This window comes from Frankia torreyi, assembly GCF_000948395.1.
Lineage (GTDB): Bacteria > Actinomycetota > Actinomycetes > Frankiales > Frankiaceae > Frankia > Frankia torreyi.
In genome coordinates this window covers 31,682-53,152 of the sequence record NZ_JYFN01000034.1, presented here as the reverse complement: position 1 = coordinate 53,152, position 21,471 = coordinate 31,682, and the positions used below count along the sequence as shown (strand labels likewise).

At 71.9% G+C, this 21,471-nt stretch carries 19 protein-coding genes and 3 pseudogenes; 17 read left to right on the top strand and 5 right to left on the bottom strand.

The window, feature by feature from the left end; all coding sequences use genetic code 11:
- Positions 1-51: 51 nt before the first annotated feature.
- The 15 genes and pseudogenes from FF36_RS19920 to FF36_RS31635 all read left to right on the top strand — a co-directional run bounded on the left by FF36_RS19920 (position 52) and on the right by FF36_RS31635 (position 14,147).
- Positions 52-987, top strand: a complete 936-nt coding sequence (locus FF36_RS19920) for an aldose 1-epimerase family protein (RefSeq protein WP_044886660.1) — start codon at positions 52-54, stop codon at positions 985-987.
- Positions 988-1,820: 833 nt separating this feature from the next.
- Complete coding sequence (locus FF36_RS19915) at positions 1,821-2,921, top strand: ABC transporter substrate-binding protein (RefSeq protein WP_242422648.1); 1,101 nt, start codon at positions 1,821-1,823, stop codon at positions 2,919-2,921.
- Positions 2,922-3,020: 99 nt separating this feature from the next.
- Positions 3,021-3,526, top strand: a pseudogene (locus tag FF36_RS40985) (LLM class flavin-dependent oxidoreductase); the annotation flags it as partial.
- 1 nt (position 3,527) lies between these two features.
- A partial coding sequence (locus tag FF36_RS38515) for an LLM class flavin-dependent oxidoreductase (RefSeq protein ID WP_242422647.1) occupies positions 3,528-4,055 on the top strand: 528 nt, incomplete at its 5' end.
- A 128-nt stretch (positions 4,056-4,183) separates the two neighbouring features.
- Positions 4,184-5,296 carry a FecCD family ABC transporter permease gene (locus FF36_RS19905; RefSeq protein WP_242422645.1) on the top strand — a complete coding sequence of 371 codons (1,113 nt, stop codon included), beginning with the start codon at positions 4,184-4,186 and terminating at the stop codon, positions 5,294-5,296.
- On the top strand, positions 5,287-6,126 hold the full coding sequence (locus FF36_RS19900) for an ABC transporter ATP-binding protein (RefSeq protein WP_044886629.1): 840 nt from the start codon (positions 5,287-5,289) through the stop codon (positions 6,124-6,126). The genes FF36_RS19905 and FF36_RS19900 overlap by 10 nt, the downstream gene beginning before the upstream one ends.
- Before the next feature lie 478 nt (positions 6,127-6,604).
- Positions 6,605-7,693 carry a hypothetical protein gene (locus tag FF36_RS19895; RefSeq protein ID WP_044886628.1) on the top strand — a complete coding sequence of 363 codons (1,089 nt, stop codon included), beginning with the start codon at positions 6,605-6,607 and terminating at the stop codon, positions 7,691-7,693.
- 303 nt (positions 7,694-7,996) lie between these two features.
- The gene (locus tag FF36_RS19890) at positions 7,997-9,070 is read left to right on the top strand and encodes a hypothetical protein (protein ID WP_044886627.1); all 1,074 of its coding nucleotides are present in this window, start codon (positions 7,997-7,999) and stop codon (positions 9,068-9,070) included.
- 99 nt (positions 9,071-9,169) lie between these two features.
- Positions 9,170-9,961 carry a hypothetical protein gene (locus FF36_RS19885; protein WP_044886626.1) on the top strand — a complete coding sequence of 264 codons (792 nt, stop codon included), beginning with the start codon at positions 9,170-9,172 and terminating at the stop codon, positions 9,959-9,961.
- A gap of 36 nt (positions 9,962-9,997) precedes the next feature.
- The gene (locus tag FF36_RS19880) at positions 9,998-10,885 is read left to right on the top strand and encodes a hypothetical protein (RefSeq protein WP_044886625.1); all 888 of its coding nucleotides are present in this window, start codon (positions 9,998-10,000) and stop codon (positions 10,883-10,885) included.
- Positions 10,886-11,208: pseudogene (locus FF36_RS38510) on the top strand (SDR family NAD(P)-dependent oxidoreductase); the annotation flags it as partial. It abuts the gene before it with no gap.
- 1 nt (position 11,209) lies between these two features.
- Positions 11,210-11,365: pseudogene (locus FF36_RS38505) on the top strand (SDR family NAD(P)-dependent oxidoreductase); the annotation flags it as partial.
- 1 nt (position 11,366) lies between these two features.
- Positions 11,367-11,677: SDR family NAD(P)-dependent oxidoreductase (locus tag FF36_RS38500; RefSeq protein ID WP_242422642.1), on the top strand; the 311-nt coding region annotated here is incomplete at its 5' end.
- Positions 11,678-11,793: 116 nt separating this feature from the next.
- The gene (locus FF36_RS19870; protein ID WP_044886623.1) at positions 11,794-12,840 is read left to right on the top strand and encodes an aspartate-semialdehyde dehydrogenase; all 1,047 of its coding nucleotides are present in this window, start codon (positions 11,794-11,796) and stop codon (positions 12,838-12,840) included.
- Between the two features lie 20 nt (positions 12,841-12,860).
- Complete coding sequence (locus FF36_RS31635; RefSeq protein WP_199865442.1) at positions 12,861-14,147, top strand: amino acid kinase family protein; 1,287 nt, start codon at positions 12,861-12,863, stop codon at positions 14,145-14,147.
- A gap of 437 nt (positions 14,148-14,584) precedes the next feature.
- Here the strand turns inward: FF36_RS31635 and FF36_RS19860 are convergent, their stop codons facing one another.
- Positions 14,585-15,727, bottom strand: a complete 1,143-nt coding sequence (locus FF36_RS19860; protein ID WP_044886622.1) for a M14 family metallopeptidase — start codon at positions 15,725-15,727, stop codon at positions 14,585-14,587.
- 24 nt (positions 15,728-15,751) lie between these two features.
- Positions 15,752-17,182 (bottom strand): MFS transporter, encoded by a 1,431-nt coding sequence (locus FF36_RS19855; RefSeq protein ID WP_044886621.1) that lies wholly within the window; start codon positions 17,180-17,182, stop codon positions 15,752-15,754.
- Between the two features lie 179 nt (positions 17,183-17,361).
- On the opposite strand from FF36_RS19855, the gene FF36_RS19850 reads away from it, so the two are divergent.
- Positions 17,362-18,225: a DUF1707 SHOCT-like domain-containing protein gene (locus tag FF36_RS19850; RefSeq protein WP_044886620.1), complete on the top strand. Its 864-nt coding sequence runs from the start codon at positions 17,362-17,364 to the stop codon at positions 18,223-18,225.
- Entirely contained in the window at positions 18,222-19,052 is an 831-nt protein-coding gene (locus tag FF36_RS19845; RefSeq protein ID WP_044886619.1) for a PhzF family phenazine biosynthesis protein, read from the top strand. The genes FF36_RS19850 and FF36_RS19845 overlap by 4 nt, the downstream gene beginning before the upstream one ends.
- Before the next feature lie 18 nt (positions 19,053-19,070).
- Here FF36_RS19845 and FF36_RS19840 read toward each other — a convergent pair whose 3' ends face one another.
- From FF36_RS19840 to FF36_RS38495, 3 genes are all read right to left on the bottom strand, one after another.
- Positions 19,071-19,484 carry a cold-shock protein gene (locus FF36_RS19840; RefSeq protein WP_044886618.1) on the bottom strand — a complete coding sequence of 138 codons (414 nt, stop codon included), beginning with the start codon at positions 19,482-19,484 and terminating at the stop codon, positions 19,071-19,073.
- A gap of 339 nt (positions 19,485-19,823) precedes the next feature.
- Complete coding sequence (hypE, locus tag FF36_RS19835; RefSeq protein ID WP_479686793.1) at positions 19,824-20,939, bottom strand: hydrogenase expression/formation protein HypE; 1,116 nt, start codon at positions 20,937-20,939, stop codon at positions 19,824-19,826.
- Positions 20,932-21,466, bottom strand: a 535-nt coding sequence (locus FF36_RS38495) for a HypD family hydrogenase formation protein (protein WP_479686792.1), incomplete at its 5' end; no start/stop codon positions are given. The genes FF36_RS38495 and hypE, both read right to left, overlap by 8 nt.
- Positions 21,467-21,471: the final 5 nt, after the last annotated feature.

Below are 21,471 nucleotides of genomic sequence, written 5' to 3'. Positions count from 1 at the left end.
GACCCGGCCGGTGTCGGCGGTGCCCGGCAGGAGGAGGACGCGGTGGACGTGGTGGGCGCGTTGGCACCGTCCGGGCGGCAGATGGAGCTCGTGCACGGAGAGAGCAGCGTGACCATCACCGAGGTCGGCGGTGGGCTGCGCGAGTACCGGATCGGTGCCGCGCCGGTCCTCGACGGCTACGGCGCCGACGCGATGGCCAGCCGCGGGCGCGGGCAGTTGCTGCTCCCCTGGCCCAACCGGATCGCGAACGGCCGCTACACGTTCGGCGGCACCACCCACCAGCTCCCGGTGAACGAGGTGGCGCTCGGCAACGCCAGCCACGGGCTGACCCGCTGGTCGGCCTGGGAACTCGACCGCCTCGGCCCGGCCGCGGTCCGCGCCTCGTTCATCCTGCGCGCCCAGAGCGGCTACCCCTTCACCGTGAGCTTCACCGCGGAATACCACCTCGGCGACGACGGCCTGACCGTCACGATGACCGCCACCAACCTGGGCAGCCAGCCAGCGCCCGTCGGGATGGGCGCCCATCCCTACCTGACGACGGTCGGGGCGGACGGCGCCGCGGTGCGGGCCGACGACGTCGAACTCACCGTCCCGGCGGCGACGTGGCTGGAGACCGACGACCGTTCGATTCCCACCGGCGCGCGGGAGGTCGCCGGCGCGCCCGTCGACTTCCGCCTGCCCCGCCCCATCGGCTCCCTCGCCCTGGACACCTGTTACACGGGCCTCTCCCGCGATCCGGACGGGCGGGCACGCGTGCGGCTGGGCGCACCTGGCGGCGGTTCGGTGACGGTGTGGATGGACGAGACCTGGCCGTACGTGCAGGTCTTCACGGGGGACACGCTGAGCCCGCAGGAGCGGCGGCGCAGCATCGCGGTCGAACCGCTGACCTGCCCGGCGAACGCGTTCAACAGTGGGGACGGCCTGCGCGTCCTCGATCCCGCCGAGACCGTCGGCGGCACCTGGGGCATTCAGCCCACCGCCGGCTGACTCGCGCCCGGGGGTGGCAACACCCGGCGGCTGGGCCGTGCGGGTTGGCCGCAGGTGCGCCGCAGGGTGCGCGGGTGCGCCGCAGGCGCGGACGTGGGCCGCAGGCGCGGAGGTGAACGGCCCCGCCGGCCCGTGCGCGCGGACGAGCGGGCCCGCCGTCACCGGTGACCGTCTTGTCCTGGCCGGACGAGAACGGGATCGAACATATCCCGGGCCATCCCGCCGTGCACGTTACGTTCAGCGCACTCGGAAAAAACGAATTTGTTACGCGCCACCCGGCCGTCACACCGGGGACGACGGCCACGAGTCGGCCGCGAGACGCGAGATCTTCGGTCCATGGAGCTGATGACCGCACGTTATCTCCCCCTCGATCCGAATCCGAGAAATATTTCGCGCGATCCGGCCCGCCGCCGCCGATCGCCAGGACCGCCGCGGACCAGCACCGCAGCCACCCGAACCCCGCCTCCGCTCGGCAGCAGTCCGGCTAGTTCCGCAGATCAGGGTTCGCGTCCGCGTGACAGGCGCACATGCGGGGGCTATGGTGCATTTCAGCCGCTTCCGCGGAGTCCAGGTGCGCCGAAGCATCGCCCGCTCGTTCGCGGTTGACACCGTCGCACACACCGTCCGTGTGCAGGTAATTACCTTTTGTTTCCTTGCATCTATTCGCCCGGCGGGGGAAGAACGTGGTATCACGCTCGGCAGTGTTTTCGCGACGCATCATGATGGGTTTGCCGACCCATCGCAGCGGCCCCCACGGCTCGCCTCATCTCCCGTCCATCGAGCGTCGCCCGAGAAGCGGTCACCCGAGCACGCCCGGGCCGGAGACCCGCGCCTTGTTCCGGCCCGCCGCGTCCCGGCAGGCACTGGCCCTGGGAGTGGCGGCCGCGGTGGCGGCGCTGGCCGCCGGCTGCGGCAGCTCCTCCTCGGACGCGAGCCCGCCCGCACCCACCACCCAGGTGGTGACCAGCATGACCGGGGAGAAGACGACGGTTCCCCTGAAGATCGACCGCATCGCCGAGCAGTTCCCCGCCCACACCGTCACCGACATCATGCTCGGCGTCGGCGACAAGCTGGTGGCCATCCCCCAGAATGTCAAGACGATCCCGTTCCTGCGGAAGGTCTACCCGGGCGTCAACGACCTTCCGGAGCTCTTCCGGAACGGCGGCAAGGTGAACATGGAGGAGCTTCTCAAGCTCAAGCCGGACGTCGTCTCCACGATCAGCGGCGGCGATACCATGACGCCGTTCACGCAGGCCGGTCTACCCGCGGTCAACATGGCTTTCAACACCTTCCCGGAACTGGCTCCATCCATTCAGCTCGCCGGAAAGGTGTACGGCGGCGCCGCCGCCGCCAAGGCCAAGGAATTCAGCGACTACGTGAACGCCAAGCTGGCGATGGTCCAGTCGCGGCTGGCGAAGCTGCCGGCGACCGAGAAGCCGAGCGTCGTGCACATCGCCAGCTACCCACCCGTGGTCGTCGACGGCGGGAAGTCCCTCATCGACGGCTGGATCAACATCGCCGGCGGCACCGACTCCGCGAGTGGGGTCAAGGGCACGCACGTCACGGTGTCGATGGAGCAGCTCCTGCAGTGGAACCCGGACGTGCTGATCATCGAAACACCGGGTGGTGACCAGGGCCTGGCGGCCAACTCCGCCCAGTCCGTCGTCGACAACCTGGCGAAGTCGCCGGGATGGGCCGACCTGAAGGCGGTCAAGGCCGGTCGGGTCTACCTCAACCCGCAGGGTCTCTACCCGTGGGACCGGTTCGGTCCGGAGGAGGCCCTGCAGATCCAGTGGACGGCTAAGGTGCTGCACCCCGATCTGTTCACCGACGTCGACATCCGGTCCGAGACCCGGAACTTCTACCAGAAGTTCTTCAACTACCACACCACCGAGGCGGATCTCGATCAGATCCTCCAGGTCGGCAGCAAGTAACCGCACCACACTCGGTAACCGCACCACACTCGGTAACCGCACCACACTCGGTAACCGCACCACACTCGGACCGAAGGGACCGCGCCCGCCGGCGCAGTGATGACCATCTCCATGCGATTCGGCTTGCCCGGAGGGCGCGGCGATCTGGACGGGGCCGGTTCCACCTCCACGGTGGAACTGGCCCGCGTCGCCGAGACTCTCGGCTACGAAAGCCTGTGGTTCACCGACGGCCACCTCAGTTCCGTTGGTTCCCGGACGATGAGAGCCCGTTCCTCGCCGATCCCGTTGGCCGCCGCCGTCGCCGCGTCGACCAGCCGGATCCGGATCGGCTTCACCGCCCTGCACCTCACCCTGCACGACCCGATCCGGCTGGCCGCCGACCTCGCGACGCTCGACCGGCTCTCCGGCGGTCGGGTCACCCTCGGGGTCGGCTGGCCGATCGCCCCGTACACCAGGGCCTACCAGGACACCAGGGCCGACCAGGGCGCCAGCCCGCCCCAGGTCGACCTGCCCGACGCCCTCGACACGCTCGTCGGTTACTGGCGGGGCCGGACGCGCACGGCCGACGGCGCGCAGTTCCGGGTGGAGCCGACCCCCGCCCAGCANCCCCACCCGCCGATCGAGGTGGCCGCCCACACCGACGAGGCCATCGTCTGGGCGGCCAGCCGCGGCTACGGGCTGCTGCTGTCCGCCGTGCAGACCATCGCCTCCCTGGCCGCCTGTCTGGAGGTCTACACCTCGCATGGCGGGAAGGCCGGCGACGTCCGGGTGGAACGGTTCTGCCTCGTCGCCGAGTCGGATGCCGCCGCCCGGGAACGCGCCACCCCGATCGTCGTCCGGTTGACCCGGCGGCTGGCCGCGCTCGGCAGCGACGAGCACGGCCACCAGTCCGTCGGGACGTCCGACCTCGACCCGTTCCGCTTCCACGACGAGACGGCGGTCATCGGCGGGCCCACGACGGTCGCCCGCCGGTTCGCCGAGCTGCGCGACGAGCTCGGCGTGCAGCGGGTGAACCTGCGCCCGTCGTTCAGCGGCACCGCGTCGCTGGCCCTGCAGCAGAGCACCGTGCGGATGTTCGCCGCGAAGGTGGCACCCCTGCTGGCGCAGCCCGCGATCCGGAGGGTGACCTCATGACCCGCCCCGCGGTCCCGGCCAGCACGGATCCAGCCGGCGCTGATCCGCCCGGCACGGATCCAGCCGGCACGGATCCGGCCAGCACGGATCCGGCCGGCACAGGCTCGGCCGGCACAGGGCCGCTCACGGTGACCGAACAGGATGGTGTCGGCGAGGGCGGCGACACGGGTGGCGGCCTGACGACTCGGGGCCGCAGCGGGCCTGGTGCCCGGGCGACCGCACGGGTCCGCGCGACGCTCGGCGATCACCTGCGGGTCGTCCTGCTCGCCGTGGGCCTGCTCGTCCTGGTCGTGATCTCCTTCGGGCTGGGCCGGTACGCGCTGAGCCCGGCCACCGTCGTGCGCGTCCTCGCCCACGAGCTGTTCGGTATCGAGGGTTCCGTCGCCGGGCAGGACCGGGCCGTGGTGATGGACATCCGGATGCCCCGGATCCTCGCCGCGCTGCTCGTCGGGGCGGCGCTGGCCTCCTCCGGCGCCGCCTACCAGACGATGTTCCGCAACCCGCTGGTCTCCCCCGAGATCCTCGGGGTGGCGGCGGGGGCCGGCTTCGGCGCCTCCGTGTCGATCCTCATCGGCCTGGACACGACGCTGCTGCAGATCATCTCGTTCGGCTGCGGGTTGCTCGCCGCGGTGCTGTCGCTGATCATCGCCCGGGTGGTCGGGAAGGGATCGCTGATCATCCTGGTACTCGGGGGCATCATCATCGGCGCGATGTTCAACGCGCTCATCTCCAGCGTGCAGTACTTCGCCAACCCGGAGACGACCCTGCCGGAGATCACCTTCTGGCTGTTCGGCAGCCTGGCCCGGGCCAGCATGCACGGCCTCATCGTGCCCGCGATCATCGTCGCGGTGTGCCTCACCCTCCTGTACGCGGTGCGCTGGCAGCTCACGGTCCTCGCGACCGGCGACGACGAGGCCCGGTCGCTGGGGGTCAACCGCACGCGGATCTGGGCCCTGACGATCGGCGCGTCGACGCTCATGACGGCGACCGCGGTCAGCGTCGCCGGCATCATCGGCTGGGTCGGGCTCGTCGTCCCGCACCTGGCGCGGTTCACCGTCGGGCCGTCGTTCAACCGGCTGCTGCCGGTGACCGCCCTCATCGGCGCCGGCTACCTGCTCGCCGTCGACGACGTCGCCCGCACCGCCTCCTCGCTCGACCTTCCCCTGGGCATCCTCACCGCGCTCATCGGCGCCCCGTTCTTCGTGGCCCTGCTCGCAAAGGCGGGTCGTCAATGGCTGTGAGCGACCCGGCGGACGTCGAGGTCACGGGGCTGTCCTTCGGCTATGGACGCGGCGGCCACCGCATCACCGACGTCTCGCTGAGCGTGCGGTCGACCGAGGTCTGCTGCCTGCTCGGACCCAACGGTGCCGGCAAGACCACGCTGCTGCGCTGCCTTCTCGGCCTGCTCCGGCCCGAGCGCGGCACGGTGCGCATCACCGGCCGGGACATCGGCACGCTGGCGCCGCGGGAGCTCGCCCGGCGGGTGGCCTACGTCCCGCAGAGCACCTCCTCGCCGTTCCCGTTCACCGCGCTCGACATCGCCGTCATGGGGCGCACGCCCCACCTCGGCATGCTGGAGGCACCGGGTGCCGCCGACCGCCGCGGCGCCCTGGCCCAGCTCGACCGGCTGGGGATCGCGCACCTGGCCGACCGCTCGTTCGCCGCGCTGTCCGGTGGCGAACGCCAGCTCGTGCTGCTCGCCCGCGCACTCGTCCAGCAGGCGGCAATCCTCATCCTCGACGAGCCGACCGCCGCGCTGGACTACGGCAACGAGGTGCGCACCCTGCACGTCGTCGCCGAGCTGGCCCGGGAGGGGCATGCCGTGATCATGACCACTCACCAGCCGTCGCACGCACTGACCTACTCCAACCGGGCGGTGCTCATGCGCGGTGGCGTGGTCATCGCGGACGGGCATCCCGACGACGTCGTGACCGGCGAGCGCCTCAGCGACCTCTACGGCGTGCCCGTCCACGTCACCGGCGTGACCCTGCCACCCGGCCACGACCGCCGCGAGGTGCGGACCTGCGTCCCGATCCCCGCGCCCCGGTCGGCCCCTCTTCTCCGCCGCTGAACCCGCATCCCGACCCGCCCGACCCGCCCAACCCGCACGCCGTGCCCGTCCTCCCCGGGCCCGGATCACGCGGCCCTGCCCCCGCCGCCGGTGCTCCGCAATCCACCCAAGGACAATCCTGTGACCGGAGTAATCCGGCCACCCGCCAGGGAATTTCCCGGAAACATCTTCCCGCGCACCTACCAGCACGTTATAGTTTCACTCTGTCGGTCCGTTCCGGTCCACGGACCATAGCGGCAGGCGCGGCAATCCGTCCGGTCAACGGGTTGCGTCGGGCGCCGCCGCCCACGACATTCACCGTCACCGTGAAATATCGCTGGCACGGAACTCAGCGGACCAGCGCACCGTCTTCACGAGGCCTCCCGGGACCATTTCGGGACCATCCTCCGGCGCTCGAACCGGCCCGGCCTCGCCCGACATTCCACCGGCCCCGCGGCATCCAACGCCCAGGCCCGTGCGCGTCAGGAGGAGCACTAAGATGCCCGAGTCCGAGCTCGTCGTCGATCCCGCCAGGATTCGGCAGTTCGGGGATCCGACCGACACCGTGTTCTGCCTCGTCACGAACGCCTCCCTGCTGGACGACATCCGACTCGTCCGTACTGCTCCGTACCTGGACTACCGAATCCTGGAGTTCCGCGGCGGCGAGGACGAGTTCGCCCGGCTCATGCGGGAGGAAGTCCCGGAGCAGGCCCACGTGCTGGTCATGTCGCCCGACTGCTTCTTCCAGTCGCCGCCGGTGGACGTCCTCGGACCCCGCCGCAAGCTGCTCGGGATGGCCTGCAACTCGACCCCGACCGACCGGGCGACGCTGCGGCACTTCCTGCGCTGCATCGAGGCCACCGATCCGCAGGCCCAGGAGGACTTCTCCGACCGCTTCTTCGAGCTCGCCGAGCGCGGCGAGACGCTGGAGTACCGCGACGCGCGCCACGGCACGGTCGCGACCCTGCGCCTGTTCGACCGCGAGCTGGTGTGGAACCAGCAGGCCGGTCTCGTCGGCTGGGGCGAGCAGCAGATTGTGCCCGCCGGCGAGATCAGTGTGCTCCCCATCGAGATCCGGGAGTTCGAGGACTATCTCCGGCTACCCCTGGACGGCGAGATCGTGATCCAGGGCTACCCGATCCTGCATTCCGGCACGCCGTCATTCTCCCGGCGCGACCAGGAACGCATCCACAGCGAACTCTGGCCGCTGCACGAGTACGCGGTCGTGGCCCGGGTCGAAAACGGTCTCATCACCGAAATGACTTCCCCCGAGCCCGCCGGCCGTGCTATTGTGGAGATGTTCGAGGCGCTCTTCCAGGTTGATTCCCGGTACCGCATAGTCTGGGAGATCGGCCACGCGCTGAACACCACTCTCGACCTGCTTCCCGGTAATCACGCGATGAACGAGGTCTACGGGTCCACCCAGGGCTGTCTGCACTGGGGAATCGGGCTTACGCCGTTCACGCAGTACCATCTCGACATCATCTCGCCGGGAACGTTCGTCACGAACGACCAGGGTGATGTCCTACTCGGCACGCGGATCCCGTCCGCGATGCCCCTCAAGAGTCCGGTCGGCCTGGCCAACTGATCGGTCCGGACGAGGAACGTTCTCGTCTGTCCACCGCATTCCAACGGATTGACGGAAGGAGGTGATCACTGTGGAGAAGGTCGCGCAGAAGAAGATCCAGGTGAAGAAGAACGACCGCTACCTGGGCACCCTCCTCGGCTAATGCCGTTGAGAAGGGGTGGGTCGGCTGGACCGGGCCGACCCACCCCGACCAGGCCGCGCCCCCAGGCTGCTCTGCCGGCCGACGTTCGCACCACCACCGGTCGATCTCTTCGGTTGTCCCGCCAAACCAGTCCTCTCGCGCCGCGCCCCCTGGTGGTCCCCATGGCACAGTTCCTCGTGCGTCCCGACCTGCATCGGGAGTTCACCGGCCCACACTCGACGTTCTGCCTGCTGACCCAGGCCGACCGGGCCACGGACTTCACCCTCGCGCCCAGCAGCCGCTACGGCAGCGTCGTGCACCGCACCCTCGAGGCCGACGAGAGCCTCCAGGACGCCCTGGGCGACCAGCGCATTCCCGCCGACGCCGACGTGTTCGTCGTGTGCCCGGACCGCTTCCTCGTCTCCCCCGAGCCCGCGGTGGTCGGGCCGCAGCGGCGGATCGCGGTGATGCCCTGCGGCTCGACGCCCGTCACCGACGCCCAGGTCGCCTACTTCCTGTCGGTGGTCGAGCAGACCGACCCGGCCGATCTGGAGACCCGCGCCGACCGGCTGTTCGCCGCGCTCGGCGAGGCCGACCACGTCAAGCTGGCGGACCTCGCCGGGCACGCCTCGGCCCGCTTCGTCATCTCCGGCGACTACGAGTGGAACCAGCAGGCCGGCGCGCTGGCGGCGGGCGAGCAGCAGATCGCGCCGGCCGGCGAGGCCAGCGCCGTCCCCACGGACCTCTACCGGTTCGACACGAGCCGCCGGCTGGGGCTGGACGGGCAGATCGCCCTGCGCGGCGCCCCCATCGTGCACCGCGGTGACGACCCCGCGGTGCTCGCCGAACAGGCCCGGCTCTTCGACGACCTGGACGTCCTGCGCACGGCCACGGTGGTGCTCGACCTCGCCGACGGGATGGTCACCGACTGCCACGCGGTGGACGCCGCGGGCAAGCGCGCGGTCGACGCGCTGGGCGAGCTGTTCGCCGCCGACGACGCCTACCGGGTCGTGTGGGAGTTCGGCATCGGGCTCAACCCGGTGTTCGACCAGCAGCCGGGCAACTGCGGGATGAACGAGATGTACGGCGCGGCCGACGGGATCGTCCACCTCGGCTTCGGGCTGACCCCGACGACCCGCTACGCGCTCACCTTCACCTGCGCCGACACGGTCCTGTCCGACCCCGCCGGGACCCGGCTCGCCGGCCCCGCCGCGCGGCGGATGCGCCGGCGGCGCACCCCGACCTGCGGCTGCTGACCGGGCCGACGGCCACCCGCACCACGACGCCGCCCGCCGCGGGCATGCCGATGCCCCGGCGATCCGGCCGCACACCGCCAAACGGGAAGGAGCCCAACCATGACCGACGACCCGCGCACCTGGTACGGGGACCCGAGGGCGGCCGCCGCCGCCCGCACTGCCGACCTGACGGACCTGCGCACGCAGGTCGACACCATGCTCGACACGATGATCGAGAAGTTCTACGCCGAGATCCCGTACGCGGACCACCAGGCCCGCGGCGAAGAGATCAACATGGCGTACTACAAGCGGCACAACATCGAGACCATCCTCCGGCTGCGCCGCAAGCGCACCATCGACGCGCTCGCCATCGGCTACTTCACCAAGCGCGATCCGGTGCGCGGCGCGGCGTGGGCGCACTACGTCGAGGACGAGATGCTCCACGACGAGTGGTTCGCCGGGGACCTCGGCAAGGTCGGCGTGACCAAGGCGGAGATCTACGCCACCGAACCGTTCCAGGCCACGAAGCTGCTCACCGGTTATCTCCAGTACGGCATGGAGTTCGAGGGCACCCCCCTGGCCCTGCTCTGCAGCGTCTACTTCGTCGAGTACACGACGACGAAGACCCAGCCGTCGTGGGTGAAGAACCTCGAGGACCAGCTCGGCCGGGAGAAGCTCGCCGGCGCCCGGCGCCACGTCGGCACCGACATCGCCGACGAGCACGCCGACTTCGTCTGGGGGGTGCTGACCTCGCTGGTGGGCTCGCCCGACGACGAGGCCAAGGTCATCGCGCACGTCAAGACGGTGGCGAACCTGTGGGTGGCCTACTTCATCGAGCTGTACCAGGCGGTGGTGGCCCCCGCGAGCGGCGCACTCGAGGCGGCGGGCAGCATCGCCGCCCGGTTCGCCTGAGCCTGACGGCACCGTACGGAGGAGACGGGGGGGATCATGTCCGTACCGCCGTCGGCCGCGTCGCCCGGGGCCCCGGCCGGTTTGGCCCCGGCCGGGGCCCCGGCCGGCCATGCCGTCGTCCGGTTCTCCGGGGACTGCGAGCTCAGTCCGTCGGAGGACCGCTGGTTACAGGAGGGGCTCGCGGCGGCCCTGCCCGATCTGCGGATGGCGGAGCTGTTCGCCGCGCGCCCCGAGCTGTTCCGCGAGGCCGACCATCTCATCGTCGGCGTCGACCGGGCCAGCGGCCAGCCGGTGTCCGCCCTGGGCGCGAGCTGGACCGCGACCGCGGCCGGCGAGCGGTTCCTGCACATCGGCGTGCAGTTCGTCGACGCCCGGGTGCGCCGCGGCCCGGTGTTCAGCACGAGCTGGCTGGCGTTGCTCGAGGACGTCGTCGCCGCCGGCGGATTCCCGCTGCTGTCCGCGCTGCGTACCTACAACCCGGTCGCCTACTGCGCGATGCGGGCCTACGGCCGGCTGCCTGGCGCCGTGATGTACCCGGAGGTCGGTCCTGTCGACCAGGACCCCGACGTGACCCGGCTGGCCGGCGAGATCGCGGCGACGCTCGCCCCGGGGGCACCGTTCGACCCCGCCAGCGGCCGCATCGCCGGGATCGGCGTCCCGCGCGGGCTCTACCGCGGCCGTCCGCGCTGCGACGACGCGGCGGTCAACGAGCACTTCGAGCGGCACACCGTGCCCGGCGACCGCATCCTCTGCGTGGTGCACATCCGCGAGACGGCGACGGTGGACGCGATCGTCGACAACTTCGTCCGCCGCACGACACGGTCGGCGCCGGGCGCCGCCACCCCGGCCGATCCGGCCGCGCCGCCCCTCTCACCCGCCGACCACGGCGGACCCATCACGAGACCGAGGCTTCGGGAGCTGTAGATGCTGGAACTGACAGACAAGGTTGCGGCCGTCGTCGGCGCGGCGTCGGGCATTGGCCAGGCCATCGCGATCGCCCTGGCCGAACAGGGCGCCGTCGTCGAATGCGCTGACGTCGACACCACCGGCGTCGAGGAGACGGTGGCGGCCATCGTCGCCGCCGGCGGCACCGCGAAGGCGTCCACCGTCGACGTGCGTGTCTCCGCCGAGGTGGACGACCTGTTCGCCCGCGTGGTCGCGGACCGGGGCCGGCTCGACATCGCCGTCGGCACCCCCGGCATCAACATCCGCAAGCCCCTGATCGACTACACCGACGACGACTACACNGCGGTCACCGACGTCAACCTGCGGGGCAGCTTCCACGTCCTGCGCGGCGCCGGACGGATCATGGCGAAGCAGGGCGGCGGCAGCATCATCGTCATCTCGTCCATCAGCAGCCGGGCCGTCGAACCCGGCCAGGTCATCTACGCGGGCACGAAGGCGNCCCTGGCGCAGATGGTCCGCGTACTCGCCGCCGAGCTCGGGAAGTCCGGCGTGCGGGTCAACGCGATCGCTCCGGGCCCGGTCGAGACCGCGCTGACGGTGCCGATCCGCTCCAGCGCTGCCTGGGCGGACGCGTACGCGCAGAAGGTCGCCGTCGGCCGCTGGGCGCGGCCCGCCGAGATCGCCGGCCCCGCGGTCTTCCTGGCCTCGGACGCCGCGACCTACGTCAACGGCGAGGTCCTGTTCGTCGACGGCGGCTGGGTGGACCTCGACGCGCAGTTCGCGGACGAGAGCGCCGTCGGCTCCGGCTGAACCCGCGACGCGGTGGACCCGTGATGCCGGTGGACCCGTGACGCCGGTGGACCCGTGACGCACTGAACGAGGCAAGCGCACCCGATGAGGCAAGCGCAGTAGAGGGGGGAAGCGCAGTGGACATCGCCGTCATCGGCGCGACCGGTGTCGTCGGCCGGGAGTGCCTGGCCCTGCTCGACGGGGGGATCCTGCCCGACGTGGGCCGGGTCCTCCCCGTCGCGTCGGCCGGCTCGGCGGGCCGCGATCTCGGCGCCGAGCAGGGGCTGGACCTGAAGATCGAGCCGGTCGTCGCGCTGGAGGACGTCGATCCGGCGGGCGTCGACATCGCGATCTTCAGCGCCGGCGCGCCGATCAGCACCCGGCTGGCGCCGGTCTTCGCTGCGGCGGGCGCGCTCGTCGTGGACAACAGCTCCGCGTTCCGGATGGAGGACGACGTCCCGCTCGTCGTCCCCCAGGTCAACCCGCAGACGCTGGACTCGCGCCCGGCCCGGGGCATCGTGGCCAACCCGAACTGCTCCACGATCCAGCTCGTGCGGGCGCTGCACCCCCTGCGCGCGCTCGGCGAGATCGACCGGGTGATCGTGTCCAGCTACCAGTCCGCCTCCGGCGGCGGCCTGCGGGGACTCGAGGAGCTCGCCGACACCACCCGGGCGCTGCTCGACGGCGCCGACCCCGCCGCCGCCCGGCCCGGGAAGTTCGGCCAGCCGCTGGCGTTCAACCTGATTCCCGAAATCGGCCTGCGCGACGCCGACGGACACTCCCACGAGGAACGCAAGCTGCGCCGGGAACCCCGCAAGATCATGGGTATGCCGGAGCTGCGGGTCGCGGCGACTGCGGTTCGGGTCGCCGTCGTCAACGGCCACTCGGAGGCGGTGCACGTCAGCTTCACCGCCCCCGTCAGCCCCGACGACGCCCTTGCCGCGCTGCGGGCCACCCCTGGCCTGCGGGTGTACGGCAACGACCCCGCGGACGGTTACCCGATGCCGCAACCGGTCTGCGCGTCGCCGACCGAACGCCGGCTCGTGCACGTCGGGCGGGTACGGGCCGACGAGGACGACCCCTGCGCCCTGTGGCTGTGGGTCGTCGCCGACAACCTCACCGTCGGCGCGGCGCTCAACGCACTGGAGATCGTGAGCCTGGCCGCCGGGAAGTCCTGGCTCTGATGGGGCCAGGAGATGTGACGGTGACCGGGGCTTTGACGGGGCTCGGGGACGTCGTCGTTCTGAAGTTCGGCGGGGCGGCCTTCGCGGCGCCCCGCGCCCACCACACCATCGCCCGCCACGTCGCCGACCGGCTGCGCGCCGACGGGTCCGCCTCGCCCGGCGGCGCGCCGACCCGGGCCATCGTCGTCGTCAGCGCCGTGGCCGGCGAGACCGACCGGCTCGGGACGGCCCTGCGGGCGGTCAGCCCCGATCCCGACCGTGACCTGCTCGCTGCGGCGCTCATGACCGGCGAGACGGTCAACGTCGCGCTCATGACGGCGGCGCTGCGCGACGCCGGGCTCGCGGCGGTGGCGCTGACCGCGGCCGACACCGGCTTCGTCGGCGCCGGCGAGCCGCACTGCGCGGACCTTCGCAGCATCGACGGCAGCGTGCTGGCGAGCCTCGTCGAGCCCGCTGGGACGGTGCTCGTCATCCCCGGTGGGCAGGCCGTGGACGGCCACGGGCGGCCGATCATGCTGGGCCGCAACAGCTCGGACCTGTCGGCGATCGCCGCCGCGATCGCCGTCGGGGCCCCGGCCTGCGAGATCTTCTCCGACTCGCCGGGGATCTGCACCGCCGACCCACGCCTCGTGCCGGACGCGCGCACCCTGGCCACGGTCGACTATGACACGATGATCACAATGTCGCGGCACGGCGCGAAGGTGCTGCACCACTCGGCCGTCGCCTGGGCCCAGCGGCACGGCGTGGAGATCCGCTGCCGTTCCCTGCTACCGGACGGTCAGGTGTACTCGGTCGTCGCCGCCGGCCGTACAAGCTCCGCCGCGGTCCTGGTGCACGGCACGGGCACGGTCTGGGCCGGCGAGCCGGACCTGGTGCGGGCGACGCAGGCGGAGCTGGCCGAGCTCGGCTCGGACGCCGTCACCGTCCCCGAAACCGTCACCGTCCCCGAAACCGTCACCGTCCCCGAGACCGTCACCGTCCCCGAGACCGTCACCGTCCCCGAGACCGTCACCGTCCCCGAGACCGTCACCGTCCCGGAGACCATCACCGTCTCCGAGACCGGCGCCACCGCGGCAACCGGCGTCGTCGCGGCAGGGGGCGCCGTCGTCGAAGCGGCCGGCGGCCCCGTCGCCCATCTCGTGCTCGCCGACACGGCGCGTGATCTGCGTCCCCGGGGTCTGCGCCACCGGGCGGACCTCTGCCTGGTCACCACGCTGTTCCCGGACGGGCGGCTGCACCACCGCCTCGTTCCCGCCGCCGACGCGCCCGCCGTGGCCCGCGCCGAGCACGACCTGGTCGTGGCGTAGAGCGCCGCTCGAGAGTTGTATCGGTGGGAGTCGCCCTGGCGGGTCGCGATCGCCCCATGGCGGGCGGCGCGGTTCCGCGGAACATCAAGATCGATGCCGCGTAGCGGCCAGCAGATGCTGGAGACTCATTCCGGTCCGCCCGGTCTCCGACCGTCATCGGGCTCCAGCATTCCCGGCCGAAACCGCTGTCGGCGATCGAGTGGCGGGCGTCTCCTCCGACTTGGGCGAGCCCACCAGCCACCACACCCCCGTAGCTCCCCGTGATCAGAGATGAACGGAATCGAGCCGAGGGGTAGGTACGGTTTCAGGCCGAAAAACCGTACCGAAGCCTCGGCACGATCTGGCCGCAATCTGTCCGGAACCCAGGTTTGCGGGCAGGACGGCCGCGGCGGTGCGGCGGTGCGGCGCGGGCTGCCGGGGCAGCGCGCGCCGACCCGTCAGCCCCCGATCGACTCGGCGAGGACCCCGGCTGCCGCCTGGGCGATCACGGCCGTCCCCTGGTCGAGCACGTCGGTGCGCCACTGCGGGTCCGGCGGGTCGAACGCCTCACGCATGAGCAGCCCGATCCTGGCAACCTGCTCGGGATCCGGACCGCTCCGCTCCGGATCATCCTGATCCGCTGGGCCAGCCTGCTGCACCGAGCCAGCCTGCTGCACCGAGCCACCCTGCTGCCAGAGCCAGTTGTCCGCCTGCAGGGCGCGCAGCACGGTCAGGCCGTCCTGGGTACCGAACTCGCAGGTGATGGCCGTGATCTCCGCGTCGGCGAGGTCCTGGAGCAGGGCACGGGCGGAGTTGCCGCCGATCGGCGTCGAGCTCGACGTCCCCTCCTCGGAGTTCGTCAACGCGTCGCCATACCAGGCCCGGGCCCGCCGCGGGGCGCCCGGGTCCACGCCGCCGCGGAAGATCGGCTCGGCGGCGCCGCGGTCGCCGAGTCCGGTGTGCAGGTCGATGTAGGCGACCCGCTCGTATCCCGTCAGGTACTCGCCGATGATCGTGTGCCAGGTCCGGTGGGACCAGCACGGCGCCGATCCGCCGTAGAACAGGCCATCCGGGTGGGTGTACTGGCCGGACGTGACGATCTGCTGCACCTCCCGCACCCCCAGCCGGCCGGCGTGCGCCAGCAACGCGGCGTCGGCCTCGGCGTGGGCGGGCCCCTCCCAGTCGGCGGGCAGCAGCGTGGGGTGCAGCGCGCCATAGCCGCTGTCCGGCGGCAGCGCCGCGTGGTCGACGAAGTTGCGGTTGACGTCGATGTTGTCCTCGTTCACCCGGCGGCGGTGGGAGAAGCCGAAGGGATTGAGCGCGTGCACCAGGACGACCGACAGCCCCGTCCACGCGGCCTCGTGCAGGGCCCGAAGCTGGCAGGCCGACCCGGCGAATCCCTCCGCGCCGTGGGTGCCACTGACCAGGACGAGCACGGACCGCCCACGGCTGGCGCCGATGCGCGCCACGTCCGTGCTCAGGGGCTCGCCCCGGGCGCCCCGCAACTCCCCGAGCGGGAACGACTCGAGGTGCGCGCCACGATCGCGGGCCGCCGCGAGAAAGCGCTGCCGCGCCTCGCCGTAGTTCGCGGAGAAGTACATCCGTCCCCCTGCGCCGTGGTTGGTTCAGTGTTCCGATGGACTCGTGGCCGGCATCGCCGCCGCCTCGGCGCCGTGCTCGGGTGCGCGGGCCTCGGGTACGTCGCCGCCTGCCGGCCGGGATTCGGGCCGGGGCCGGCCGCGAACCTGGCCGAGCGCCATCACCACGCCTGTGATCACGATAAGCAGCACGAACAGCCCCCGGTAGCCGGAGGAGTGAACGACCGCGCCGGCGACGAGCGGAAAGACGAGGATCGCGACCTCGAACAGCAGGCCCGCCATCGGCAGCATCCGGATGCGTTCCGCGGGTCCGGCGAGGTTGACCGCGCGGGCCTGGAAGGCCGGCAGGCCCAGGCCATAGGTGCATCCGAGCAGCAGCGACGCCAGGCAGTACAGCACCGGGTTCGATCCGACGAACACGAACGCCACCGCCGCCGCGGTCATGCCGACGGTCGTCACGGCGACCACCCGGTCGGAGGCGCTGTCGGGCAGGATGCGGGCAAGCCCCAGGCGCACCGCGATGACCGCCACCGTGTAGGTCACGTAGAAGACGTCGAAGTCGAGATGCCGGCTGTCCGCGAAGGTGGTCTGGAAGCTGTTCATGGTGGTGAACACACACGCGCTCAGCAGCACCATCGCCAGCGGCACCACGCTGGGTGATCGCAGCGCGCCGCGCCAGCCGGTCTCCGCCGCGCGGCCAGGCCCACCCGGGCCACCTGGGCCACCTGGGCCACCTGGCTCAGACTCGGGCAGGGGCTCCTCGTCGGCGGGATCCCGCGGCGGGCCGGCCGACCCGCCGCCGGGCAGGCGCCGCAGCTCGACGGTGAGCGGGACGACCAGCACGGCTGCGGCGGCCGCGAGGGCGGCCCCGACGGCGAACACCTGCTGGTAGCTCAGCCCCGCGTCCCGCAGGGCGTTGCCGAGGACGGGGCCGATGCCGAAGCCGGCCTGGATGGTCCCGGTCGCGTAGCCGATGAGCGTGGCCCGGTTGCGGTCCGTGGCAAGATCGGAGGCGATCATCGGCGCCGCCGTGTAGGTGACCGCCCAGGCGGTGCCCAGCACGATTGCCGCGACCACGAGCGCGGCGTTGCGGGAATGCACCCCGGTCATCAGCACCGCGGCGCCCGCGTACACCAGGCACGACCCGGCCAGCAGCAGATGCGGCGGCACGGTGCGCGGGAACCGCAGGAGCAGGGCGAGCGCGACGGCGGTCGGCACGGCCGCCGCGGCGGTCAACGCGCCGTAGGTCGCCTCGCTGCCGCCGACCGTCTTCACGAACGGTCCGAGCAGCAGCAACACCCCGTAGGCCGAGGACGCCAGCAGGACGCAGGTCAGCAGCAGGCCGAGCACGGCCCGCTCGCCGTGGACGGATCGCCGGCGCTGCGACCGGAGGTCATTCGCGACGCCGTCGCCCTGTCCGCGTTCGATGACCCGCCCACCCTCCGGCCGCACCCACATTCGAATCTGCGGAGCCGATGAGGCACATTATTCCGCAGGTGCGGAAGAAAAGTAGCACGTAAGCCGAATGCTCGTGACGGGAACATCGCCACCGACGGAGCGGGGCGAGGGGTTGGCCACGGTCAGCGGGATCATCCGGGGACTGCCGGTTCGTCTGCCCGCTGGCTACGCTGCTGGGCATGACCGCCGAGATCCCCGATCCCCCGCCGACGCCGGACCTCCGGGTCTCCGACGCGGAACGGGAGGAGGTCGCGCAGCTCCTGCGCCAGGCGCTCGCCGAGGGCCGGCTGACCTTCACCGAGTACGACGAGCGGGTCGGTGCCGCCTACGCCGCCCGGACCCGCGCGGACTTCACCCCCCTGACGATCGACCTGCCAAGCCAGCCGAACCTGTTCGCCGCGGTGGCCCAGCCGTCGCCGCCCGCGGACCCGACCGCGGCCGTCGCCGCCGCGGTAAGCCCGGTCGGACTCGACGGGGCGCTCGATCCGCCCCGGCGCGAGCCGGCCGGCGTGGACTGGACGGTCGCCGTGATGAGCGGCAACGAGCGCACCGGGCGGTGGCGGCCGAGCCGGCACACCCGTGCCGTCGCCGTGATGGGCGGCTGCGAGCTGGACCTGCGGGAGATCGCGTTTCCCACCGACACACTGCTGATCACGGCGGTCGCGGTGATGGGCGGCATCGAGATCATCGTCCCCGAGGGGGTGGAGGTCGAGGTGACCGGCGTGTCGGTCATGGGCGGCCGCTCGGTCAAGGTCGCCGACACGCCGCGGCGGCCGGGGACGCCCGTCGTGCGCATCCGGGCGATCGCGGTGATGGGTGGCGTGGAGGTACGCAGCAAGCCGCAGCGGCCGACGACGACACCCGGGCACGTGACACCCGGGCACGCGGCAACCGGGCACGCGGCACCCGGGCACGCGGCACCCGGGCACACAGCGATCGGGCACCCGGGAACCGGGCACAAGGGCCTCGACCCGGGCCCCGGCGCCGGGCAGCCCGACGCCGACGCCGATGCCGACCGGGAACGACCGGGGGAAGGCGGATGAGCCGCCCGTTTCGTCAGGTGGACGTGTTCACCGCCACCCCTTATCAGGGCAATCCCGTTGCGGTGGTGCTGGACGGGACGGGGCTCGACGACGACGCGATGCGCCGGTTCGCCCGCTGGACGAACCTTTCGGAGACCACCTTTGTCCTGCCGCCGACCTCACCGGCGGCCGACTACCGGGTCCGCATCTTCACCCCGTCGTCCGAGCTGCCGTTCGCCGGGCATCCCACGCTCGGCACCTGCCACGCGTGGCTGGCCGAGCGGCCGGCGTCGGCTCGACCGACGGAGATCGTCCAGGAGTGCGGGGTGGGCCTCGTGCCCCTGCGGCGGACGGCGGACGGACTCGCCTTCGCAGCGCCGCCGCTGCGTCGCTCCGGGCCGGTCGAGGCCCCGCTTGTCGCGCGGATCAGCACGATGCTCGGTATCACCCCCGACGATGTCGTCGCGGCCGAATGGGTGGACAACGGCCCGGGCTGGGTCGCGGTCCTGCTCGCCGATGCCGAGTCGGTCCTGGCGCTGCGACCGCGCGGCGTCGACCTGCCCCTCGGGGTGGTCGGGCCGTGGCCGCCCGGCTCGGCGACGGCGTTCGAGGTGCGGGCGTTCGTGCCGATGGGCGACGCGGTGATCGAGGATCCGGTGACCGGCAGCCTGAACGCCTCGCTCGCGCAGTGGCTGCTGGGCACCGGACGGGCGAGCGCGCCCTACACGGCCAGCCAGGGCACCGTGCTGCACCGGGCCGGCCGGATCCACCTCTCGACGGACGCCGACGGCACGGTCTGGGTGGCCGGCGCAACGGTCACCTGCCTGTCAGGCACCGCCGAGCTGTGACGCCGGCGCACGCACCGGTCAGTTCTCCACCCAGCCGTACTTCTCGGCGATCCGGATGAGCTCACTCCTGATCCGGATGATCTGCGTCCCGGTAAGGGTGGGTTCGACCCGCAGCAGCGTCTCGGTCACCTCCTGCGTGAGTTCACCCACCGGAAGGACGTCACAGAGCCCGTCGGAATCATCGGCGTGCACGGCCACCCGCGGTGCGGCGGAGGGAGCCGGGGAAGCGGAACCGACGATACGCGCCGAACTGGCTTTCAGGCCACGCTCCCCCTCCTCCACCTCGAACTCCATGAAGGTTCCGGGAACGACGAGATTCTTCTCGACGAGCAGGTCGTTTGCGTGCAGAAAAATATCGTCGCCACCGTCACTGGGGGCAATGAAACCGTAACCCCGCACGTGATCGAACCGAAGGACCTTACCTGTACTCACGACTCACCTCAACAGCACCAGAAAGACCATCATCTCGACAATGACGCCCCCGTCCACCCAACCGCCACACGGCAGAACCGGGACCAGGCCGCCAATCATACCCGCCGCCGCACCAGGCGGACCCCGACCCACCGAGCCCGACACCAGGCGGCGAAAATCGGCCGCCAGCCCAGGTGGCGCCGCACGGGCTTCATCGCCGATCCGGCGACGCATTCTTCGCCGCCACAACCACTTCCTCGAGAAACAACCACCGGGCCACGTTTCCCCATCTCGACCGTCCGGGCCCTTTCCCGGTCGGCGTACCTCGCGATGCGCAACCGGCGCGGCCGCGGTGGCGTCTCAGCAGATACGCGGAAGCTCCGAGCCCATCGGCAGATCAATCACGCGGCTTCCGCCGAGCCCGGTCCTGGCGACCACCATCGGCGCGTTGTCCTCGGTGACGGTGCCGATCGCGGCGGCGTCCCGGCCGTGCGGATGCGCCCGCATCACCTCCAGTACCCGATCGGCGTCCGCCGCCGGAACGATGGCCACGAGTTTCCCCTCGTTGGCGATGGCGAACGGGTCGAGCCCGAGGACGCTGCAGGCATCCGCGACCGGCGCCGCCACCGGGACGGCCCGTTCGGTGACGGCGATGCCGACCTGCGCGCCGCGGGCGATCTCGTTGAGGGTCGCCGCGAGGCCGCCGCGGGTGGGGTCGCGCAGCGTGTGGATGTCCGCACCGGTGGCGAGCATGGCGGCGACGAGGCCGCTCAGCGGCGCGGTGTCGCTGCGGACCTGCGTGCCGAACTCCAGCCCCTCGCGGCAGCTCAGGACGGCGACCCCGTGCGCTCCGATCTCGCCGCTGACGAGGACGACGTCACCCGGGCGGGCCCGTCCCGGCCTGATGTCGACGCCGTCGGGAACCAGCCCGAGGCCGGTCGTGTTGATGTAGACCCCGTCGCCGTGACCGGCGTCGACGACCTTCGTGTCCCCGGTGACGAGCCGGACCCCGGCCACCCGGGCCGCCGCGCCCAGGGCCTCGGCGACCCTGGCGAGTTCGGCCAGCTCGGTGCCCTCCTCCAGGATGAAGGCGGTCGCCAGGTAGCACGGGGTCGCGCCCACCATGGCCAGGTCGTTCACGGTGCCGTTGACCGCGAGATCGCCGATGCAGCCGCCGGGGAAGAACAGCGGGCGGACGACGAAGGAGTCGGTGGTGAAGGCCACCCGCGCGCCGCCGAGCGCGACGACGGCGGCGTCGGCCAGCTCGGTCGCGGCGGCCGGGCCCCGGAAGGCCGGCAGGAACAGGTGCTCGACGAGTTCGGCGGACATCGCGCCGCCGCCGCCGTGCCCCATGACGATCGTGGGGGAATCCGCCAGCGGCGCGGGACAGGTCCAGGCGGCGAGGTCCACGGCATCCACGGCATCCTCCGCATCCACGGCGTCCACGGCGTCCACGGCGTCGGCAAGGTCAGACACGGGCCACCTCCCGCGCTGGCTGGTTGTCCGCCGGGGCCGTCGCGGCCGGCTGGCCGAGCCGCCGGTAGAGGTAGTAGGCCGCGCAGGCGCCCTCGGCGGACACCATCGTGGCGCCCAGCGGCGTCCGTGGCGTGCAGCGAGTCCCGAAGGCGGCACACTCATGCGGCTTGATCAGGCCCTGCAGCACCTCCCCCGAACGGCACACCGAGGACTCCGCGGTGTGGATGTCGCCGACGGCGAAGCGAGTCTCGGCGTCGAACTCCCGGTAGGCCGCCGACAGCCGCCAGCCGCTGTCCGGTATCACCCCGATGCCGCGCCAGGCACGGTCGGTCACCGTGAAGACGTCCCGCAGCATCGCGATGGCGGCCGGGTTGCCCGCCGCCGGCACGGCCCGCGGGTAGGCGTTGTCCAGCTCGTGGCGGCCTTCCTCCAGTTGCATCACGGTCCGGCGGATGCCCTCGAGGAGGTCGAGCGGCTCGAAGCCGGTGACCACGATCGGCACCCGGTACCGGCGGGCGAGATCCGGGNNNNG